General features: G+C 69.3%; 6 protein-coding genes. 4 read left to right on the plus strand and 2 right to left on the minus strand.

The genetic code is table 11. From position 1 onward, the window contains the following. Positions 1-66 precede the first annotated feature (66 nt). A complete protein-coding gene (locus ABZ371_RS26500) occupies positions 67-831 on the minus strand; it encodes a GntR family transcriptional regulator (protein ID WP_358684042.1) in 765 nt (254 codons plus the stop codon). A 285-nt stretch (positions 832-1,116) separates the two neighbouring features. Here ABZ371_RS26500 and ABZ371_RS26505 point away from each other — a divergent pair, with 285 nt between their 5' ends. The 4 genes from ABZ371_RS26505 (at position 1,117) to ABZ371_RS26520 (ending at position 5,989) form a co-directional block, all read left to right on the plus strand. Further along, positions 1,117-2,415 (plus strand): sugar ABC transporter substrate-binding protein, encoded by a 1,299-nt coding sequence (locus ABZ371_RS26505; RefSeq protein ID WP_358684033.1) that lies wholly within the window; start codon positions 1,117-1,119, stop codon positions 2,413-2,415. A 126-nt stretch (positions 2,416-2,541) separates the two neighbouring features. Continuing rightward, positions 2,542-3,588 (plus strand): sugar ABC transporter permease, encoded by a 1,047-nt coding sequence (locus ABZ371_RS26510; protein WP_358684035.1) that lies wholly within the window; start codon positions 2,542-2,544, stop codon positions 3,586-3,588. Next, on the plus strand, positions 3,585-4,457 hold the full coding sequence (locus ABZ371_RS26515; protein ID WP_358684037.1) for a carbohydrate ABC transporter permease: 873 nt from the start codon (positions 3,585-3,587) through the stop codon (positions 4,455-4,457). The genes ABZ371_RS26510 and ABZ371_RS26515 overlap by 4 nt, the downstream gene beginning before the upstream one ends. Before the next feature lie 8 nt (positions 4,458-4,465). Continuing rightward, positions 4,466-5,989, plus strand: a complete 1,524-nt coding sequence (locus ABZ371_RS26520) for a glycoside hydrolase family 3 protein (protein ID WP_358684039.1) — start codon at positions 4,466-4,468, stop codon at positions 5,987-5,989. Between the two features lie 224 nt (positions 5,990-6,213). On the opposite strand, the gene nagB is transcribed toward ABZ371_RS26520, so the two are convergent. Further along, positions 6,214-6,999, minus strand: coding sequence for a glucosamine-6-phosphate deaminase (gene nagB / locus ABZ371_RS26525; RefSeq protein WP_358684040.1), 786 nt, complete (start codon positions 6,997-6,999; stop codon positions 6,214-6,216). Positions 7,000-7,195 lie beyond the last annotated feature (196 nt).

Consider the following 7,195-nt stretch of genomic DNA (forward strand, 5'->3'; position numbering starts at 1 on the left):
CACCCCCAGGCACTCCCCCTCGCCCGCGGTCGCGGGGGGATCAGTCATGTCGGGCGGCCGGCACCTTCAGTCGGTGGGCCTCTTCAGGCGGGCCACGAACTTGTAGCGGTCGCCTCGGTAGACGGAGCGGACCCACTCGACCGGCTCGCCGTGTCCGTCGACGGAGTGACGGGACAGCATGAGCATCGGCAGGCCCACGTCCGTCCCGAGCAGCCCCGCCTCACGCGGTGTGGCGAGCGAGGTCTCGATGGTCTCCTCGGCCTCGGCGAGACGCACGTCGTAGACCTCGGCCAGGGCCGTGTACAGCGACGTGTACTTCACGAGCGAACGGCGCAGCGCGGGGAAGCGTTTGGCCGAAAGGTGGGTGGTCTCGATGGCCATGGGCTCGCCGCTGGCCAGACGCAGCCGCTCGATCCGCAGCACCCTGCCGCCGGCCGTGATGTCCAGCAGCCCCGCGAGGGTGTCGTCGGCGGTGACGTATCCGATGTCCAGCAACTGGGATGTCGGCTCCAGTCCCTGTGCGCGCATGTCCTCGGTGTACGAGGTGAGTTGGAGCGCCTGGGAGACCTTCGGCTTGGCGACGAAGGTGCCCTTGCCCTGGATGCGCTCCAGTCTGCCTTCCACCACCAGCTCCTGGAGTGCCTGGCGGACGGTGGTGCGCGAGGTGTCGAACTCGGCGGCCAGGGTGCGCTCCGGGGGCACCGGGGTGCCGGGCGGCATGGTGCCGGTCATGTCCAGGAGGTGGCGCTTGAGCCGGTAGTACTTGGGGACGCGTGCCGTACGCGCACCCGCACCGCTCTCGCTCGTGCTGCTGCCCCCGTCGGCGCCCATGGCCCGCCTTTCCGACTGCTGCGTTGCTGCCGTCACCGGCTCCTCCGTCTGTAGCGGCTCACATGGTGGCACGGTCCGGTAACGGGTCGTCGCCATCCCTTAGGTGTCGGTCCTATAACGGACGCGAGTGCACTTCTTATACACCCTTGACACCCCTAAAGGTCTAGGCCAAGCTCCCGGTACTGGTCTAAACCATTAAAGACCAGGTCCCAGCCCCACAGGCAGTACCAGGCGTACGTCTTCGCGGTGGGCGGGGGGTTGCTGGTTCCCTGAGGAGGGTGTGGCATGAAGCGCAAGCTCATAGCGGCGGTAGGCGTCGCAGCGATGATGTCCGGTATCGCGGCGTGTGGTGGGGACAGCAATGACAACGCTTCGAAGGACCCGAAGGACCGTACCGAGAACCTGACGGTCTGGCTCATGGTCGACGCGCAGAGCACGTGGCCGGAACTGGTCAAGGACGTCAACGCGCAGTTCAACAAGAAGTACCCGAAGGTCAAGGTCGACGTCCAGTACCAGCAGTGGGCGGACAAGGCCAAGAAGCTCGACACGGCTCTCGGCGGCGACAAGTTCCCGGACGTCGTCGAACTCGGCAACACCGAGACGATGCAGTACATCCTCAACGGCGCCCTCGCTGAGATCGACCCCAAGAAGTACGACAACTCGGACACCTGGATCAAGGGTCTGAAGGACACCTGTACTTTCGAGGGCAAGCAGTTCTGCGTGCCCTACTACGCGGGTGCCCGTGTCGCGATCTACAACAAGGACATGCTGAAGAAGGGCACCGGCAGCGACGCCCTTCCGCAGACCGAGACCGAGATGCTCGCGGCCCTGGACAAGGTCTCGGCCGAGTACGGCAAGAAGGACAAGCGCTTCTCCTCCCTCTACCTGCCGGGCCGTTACTGGTACGCCGCCATGTCCTACGTCGCGGGCTACGGCGGATCCATCGCCGAGTACGACGAGGGCGCGAAGGAGTGGAAGGGCAACCTCTCCTCCCCCGAGTCCCAGAAGGGCATCGAGCACTTCGTCAACCTGGTCAAGAAGTACAACAAGGCCGACCAGACGAAGGACGAGCAGGACCACGCCAACGTCATGGCCAACGAGAAGGCGGCCCTGATCTACGGCAACGGCTGGGAGGCCGGCTCCGTCGTCGACGGTGCCAACAACGGCAACCCGAAGCTCGAGGGCAAGATCGGGACGGCCGGTATGCCCGGCCCGAACGGCAAGGCCCTGCCCTCCTTCATCGGCGGTTCGGACCTCGCGGTGACCGCGAAGTCCAAGGTCACCGACCTGGGCGAGGAGTGGGTCTCCCTCTTCACCAGTGAGAAGTCGCAGAACGTCCTCACCGGCAAGAACATCCTGCCGAACAACGAGAAGCAGCTCGAGCCGCTGAAGTCCAAGCCCGAGACCGCCGCCGTCGCCAACGCGGTCCCGGACGCCTGGTTCACGCCGATCGCGCCGGGCTGGACCTCGATCGAGAAGGAGGAGGTCCTGGAGAACATGCTCCTGGAGATCCTCAAGGGTGCCTCGGTCGCCGACGCGGCCAAGAAGGCCGACGGCAAGATCAACGAACTGATCAACAAGTAGGCCTGAGCCTTCGGCTCTCCAGGCGGGGGACCGGCGGACACCGGGCCCCCGCCCCCTTTTTCTTAGGTCGAGAACGCCGTGATTCCCGGGTGCAGACCCCCGGAATCCCGATGGAAGGTCAGTCACGTGACTGCTGCCGACACCCAGGCCGCCGGGCCGCCGGTACCTCCCGTACCCTCCGTGCCCCGTGCCCCGGAGAAGATCGGGACCCCGCCCTCCTCGCCGTCCTCGCCCTCCGGGCAGGACGCCGCCGGGCCGCGCCCCAGGAAGCCGCGGAGGAAGGGGGAGCTGCTCCCCTACTTCCTGATCCTGCCGGCGATCCTGGCGATCGCCGCCGTCTACGTCTACCCGCTGGTCAAGACCGTGATCATGTCCTTCCAGGACCTGGGGCGGGCGGCGCTCTGGGGCAACGGGGACACCCCGTGGGTCGGCTTCGAGCAGTTCACCAACATCCTGGGTGACCCGGAGTTCTGGTCGGTCACCGGGCGGACGGTCGTCTTCATGACCATCTGCGTGGTGCTGACGATGGGCATCGGCCTGCTGATCGCCCTCATGATGCTGCGGCTGTCCACCTGGGTGCGGCTCACCCTCACGGTGGCGCTGATCGCCGCCTGGTCCATGCCGCTCATGGTCGCCGCGTCGGTGTTCCGCTGGCTCGCCGACTCCGACTACGGGCTGATCAACACGCTGCTCGCCGACATCACCGGCGACGAGGACAAGTGGCTCGGCCACAACTGGTTCCTCGACCCCTGGCAGGGCTTCGGCATCATCACGCTGCTGGTCGTCTGGGGCGCCATCCCGTTCGTCGTGATCACGATGTACGCGGCCCTCACGCAGGTCCCCAAGGAGCTGGAGGAGGCGGCGGCCCTCGACGGAGCCTCCGCGTTCGGCGTCTACCGCTACGTGACCTGGCCGGTCATCAAGCCGGTCTTCACCATGGTCGCCACGCTCTCGGTCATCTGGGACTTCAACGTCTTCGGCCAGATCTGGCTGCTGCGCGGCAACAAGCCCGAGCCCGACTACGAGACGCTCGGCCTCTACTCCTTCTCCAAGGCGTTCGAGTCCACCTCCTTCAGCCAGGGCAGCGCGATCGCGCTGATCACCGTGCTGATGCTCTCCGGCGTCGCCGTCTACTACCTGCGCCAGCTGATCAAGACGGGAGAGGTCGAATGAGCGCCTCCACGCCCACGAACACCCCGGCCCAGGTGCTGCGGCCCGACCGCAGGAAGAACCGCCTCGGCTACAACATCCTGGCCCTGGTCACGGCCGCGCTCATGGCCTTCCCGGTCTACTGGCTGATCGTCAGCTCGCTGCGTCCCAACCACGAGATCCGGTCCTACGACCAGACGCTGTGGCCGTCCTCCCTCACCTTCGACAACTTCGCGCGCGCGGTGAAGCAGGAGAACTTCGCCACGGCGATCCAGTCCAGCCTCATCGTCTCCGTCACGGCCGTCGTCGGCGGCATGGTCATCGCCACCCTGGCGGCCCTGGCCATCGGGCGCTTCCGCTTCTTCGGGCGGAAGGCGCTGATGATGGTCATGATCCTGGTCCAGATGCTGCCGCCGACCGCGATGCTGATCCCGATCTACCTCCAGCTCAACGCGCTGGGGGGCATCGACGAGTACTGGGGCCTCATCGTCGTCTACCTCGTCTCCACGCTGCCCTTCGCGACCATCATGATCCGCGGCTTCGTCATCAACATCCCGGTGGAGCTCGAGGAGTCCGCGATGGTGGACGGCTGCACCCGCATGGGGGCCTTCCGCCGGGTCATCTTCCCGCTGCTGGCACCCGGACTCGCGGCCGCCTCCATCTTCGCCCTGGTCAACGCGTGGAACGAGTACCTCTTCGCCTACATCCTGATCAACGACAACTCCAAGTACACGCTCAACGTGTGGCTGATGACCTTCACGACGGAACGCGGCACGGACTACGGGGCCCTGATGGCGGCCTCCACGCTCATCTCCGTCCCGGTCGTCATCTTCTTCATGATCATCCAGGGGAAGATGGCCACGGGACTCACTTCCGGCGCCGTGAAGGGATGACGCGCCCCATGACCATGCTCGTATCCACCACGGACACCGTCACACGTGACGCGCTCGCCGTCCTGCAGCCCGGCTTCACCGGGACCACCGCGCCGGACTGGCTGCTGCGCCGGGTCGGCGAAGGCCTGGCCTCCGTCGGGCTGTTCGGCCGGAACATCCACTCGCCCGAGCAGCTCGCCGCGCTCACCGCCCGCCTGAGGGACGAGCGCGACGACATCCTCGTCGCGATCGACGAGGAGGGCGGTGACGTCACCCGGCTGGAGGTCCGGGACGGCTCCTCCTTCCCCGGCAATCTCGCCCTCGGCTCCGTCGACGACGTGGACCTGACCCGGTCCGTCGCCCGGGAGCTCGGCCGCCGGCTGGCCGAGTGCGGCGTCAACCTCAACTGGGCGCCGTCCGCGGACGTCAACTCCAACCCCGGCAATCCGGTCATCGGCGTCCGCTCCTTCGGCCCGGCGCCGGACCTCGTCGCCCGCCACACGGCCGCGTACGTCGAGGGCCTGCAGGCCTCCGGAGTCGCGGCCTGCACCAAGCACTTCCCCGGTCACGGCGACACCGCCGTCGACTCGCACCTCGCGCTGCCGAGCATCGACGTGGATCTGGAGACCCTGCACGCCCGTGAGCTGGTGCCCTTCAGGGCGGCCATCGCGGCGGGTTCCAAATCCGTGATGAGCGCCCATATCCTGCTTCCTGCGCTCGACCCCGCCCGGCCGGCGACGCTGAGCCCTCAGATCCTCACCGGCCTGCTGCGCCGGGAACTGGGGTACGACGGCCTGATCGTCACCGACGGCATGGAGATGGACGCCATCGCCGGCACCTACGGGATCGAGCGCGGCTCCGTCCTCGCCATCGCGGCGGGCGCCGACGCCATCTGTGTGGGCGGCGGACTCGCGGACGAGGACACCGTGCTGCGGTTGCGGGACGCACTGGTCGCCGCGGTGCGGACCGGCGAACTGTCCGAGGAGCGGCTGGCCGACGCCGCCGCCCGGGTACGGGCCCTCGCGTCCTGGACGCGGCGGGTCAGGGGGGCTGTTCCGGAGCCGGGCGCGGCGGTGCAGGAGGGGACCGCGCCCGGCACCGGGGTGAGGAGTGACGTCGGACTGGCCGCCGCCCGCCGTGCGGTGCGGGTGACGGGTGGCGGCGATCCCCTCGCGGAGCCGGCGTACGTCGCCGCGTTCACCCCCGTCGCGAACATCGCGGTGGGCGCCGAGACCCCGTGGGGCGTCGCGGCCGAGCTGTCGCGGATCCTTCCGGGCACGGAGAGCGGCACCTACGGCTCCGCGGCCGTGGACGAGGTGCTGCGGGCGGCGGGGGAGCGACGGCTCGTCGCCGTCGTCCGCGACGAGCACCGCCACGCGTGGATGGGCCAGGCGCTGGACGGGCTGCTGGCGGCACGGCCCGACACGGTCGTGGTCGAGATGGGGCTGCCCGAGGCGCCGGCCAGAGGAGCGCTGCACGTCGCCACGTACGGCGCCGCCCGGGTCTGCGGGGTTGCCGCGGCCGAGGTCGTCACCGGGGCGCTCAAGGCGTAGGCCCTCTCGTCGTGCCGGTCAAGGTGCGGCCGCCGTCCACGGCCGGGCGGGAGCCGGGCCCCCGTCCGGAGCGGGCCGGAGCCCGGGGCCGGGGGCCCGGTGCCGTGGGCCGCGGAGTGGCGCGGAGAGCCGACGCGGAGTGCCGGCGGCCGGCGGCACCGCCGCGGGGCGCGGTACCCGGCACCGCACCCCGGCGGTGGCCCCGCTCGATCCCGGCGTGGGCGTCAGAGCCCCTGCCACCGGGGCTTCGCCGCGTACGTGGCCCGGAAGTAGTCCGCCAGCTTCAGCTCGGACGCCGCCGCCTCGTCGACCACGATCGTGGCGTGCGGGTGCAGCTGGAGTGCCGACGCCGGGACGATCGAGGCGACCGGCCCCTCGACCGTCCGGGCCACCGCCTCGGCCTTTCCCTCGCCGGTGGCCAGCAGCACGGGGTGACGGGACTCCAGGATCGTGCCGATGCCCTGGGTGATGACGTGGCGCGGCACCTGGTCGATGTCGTCGTCGAAGAAGCGGGCGTTGTCGACCCGGGTCTGCTCGGTCAGCGTCTTGATCCTGGTCCGGGAGGCGAGCGAGGAGCAGGGCTCGTTGAACCCGATGTGCCCGTCGGTGCCGATGCCGAGCAGTTGGAGGTCCACGCCCCCCGCCTCGGCGAGCGCCCTGTCGTAGGCGTCGCAGGCGGCCTGGACGTCCTCGGCGGTGCCGTCCGGGCCCATGAAGGAGCTCTCCGGCAGGCCGAGGGGTTCGACGACCTCCCGCAGGACGACCGAACGGTAGGACTCGGGATGGCCGGCGGGCAGCCCGACGTACTCGTCGAGCTGGCAGATGCGGGCGCGGGACGCGTCCACGGCGCCGGAGCGGACCTTCGCCTCGAGGGCGCGGTAGATGGGCAGCGGGGTCGAGCCGGTGGCAACGCCGAGCAGGGCGTCGGGCTTGCGGCTCAGCAGGGCCGCGATGGCCTCCGCGATGAGTTCGCCGCCTGCCGCGGCGTCCGGGACGATGACAACTTCCACGCTGTGCCTGCCGATCTGGAGAATGGCGTCATGTGGTATAGACCAATCGAGGAACCAATCTAGCAGAACGAGTGGGTGCGGAGGTGAACCGCTCGTGGCGGAGCCGCCCGTTGTCGCCCCGTCGGCGGACGCACGGTCGCCGGCGCGTGCCGGGAGGGCCGGCGGGTCCGGTGCGGGGGTGGTGGGACGTGCGCCG

Source organism: Streptomyces sp. NPDC005899 (assembly GCF_040629645.1).
Lineage (GTDB): Bacteria > Actinomycetota > Actinomycetes > Streptomycetales > Streptomycetaceae > Streptomyces.

Bases quoted from the DNA above. Each gene is read 5' to 3' on its own strand.
- ABZ371_RS26500 (WP_358684042.1), bottom strand. From the start codon at position 831: ATGGGCGCCGACGGGGGCAGCAGCACGAGCGAGAGCGGTGCGGGTGCG.
- ABZ371_RS26505 (WP_358684033.1), top strand. From the start codon at position 1,117: ATGAAGCGCAAGCTCATAGCGGCGGTAGGCGTCGCAGCGATGATGTCC.
- ABZ371_RS26515 (WP_358684037.1), top strand. From the start codon at position 3,585: ATGAGCGCCTCCACGCCCACGAACACCCCGGCCCAGGTGCTGCGGCCC.
- ABZ371_RS26520 (WP_358684039.1), top strand. From the start codon at position 4,466: ATGACCATGCTCGTATCCACCACGGACACCGTCACACGTGACGCGCTC.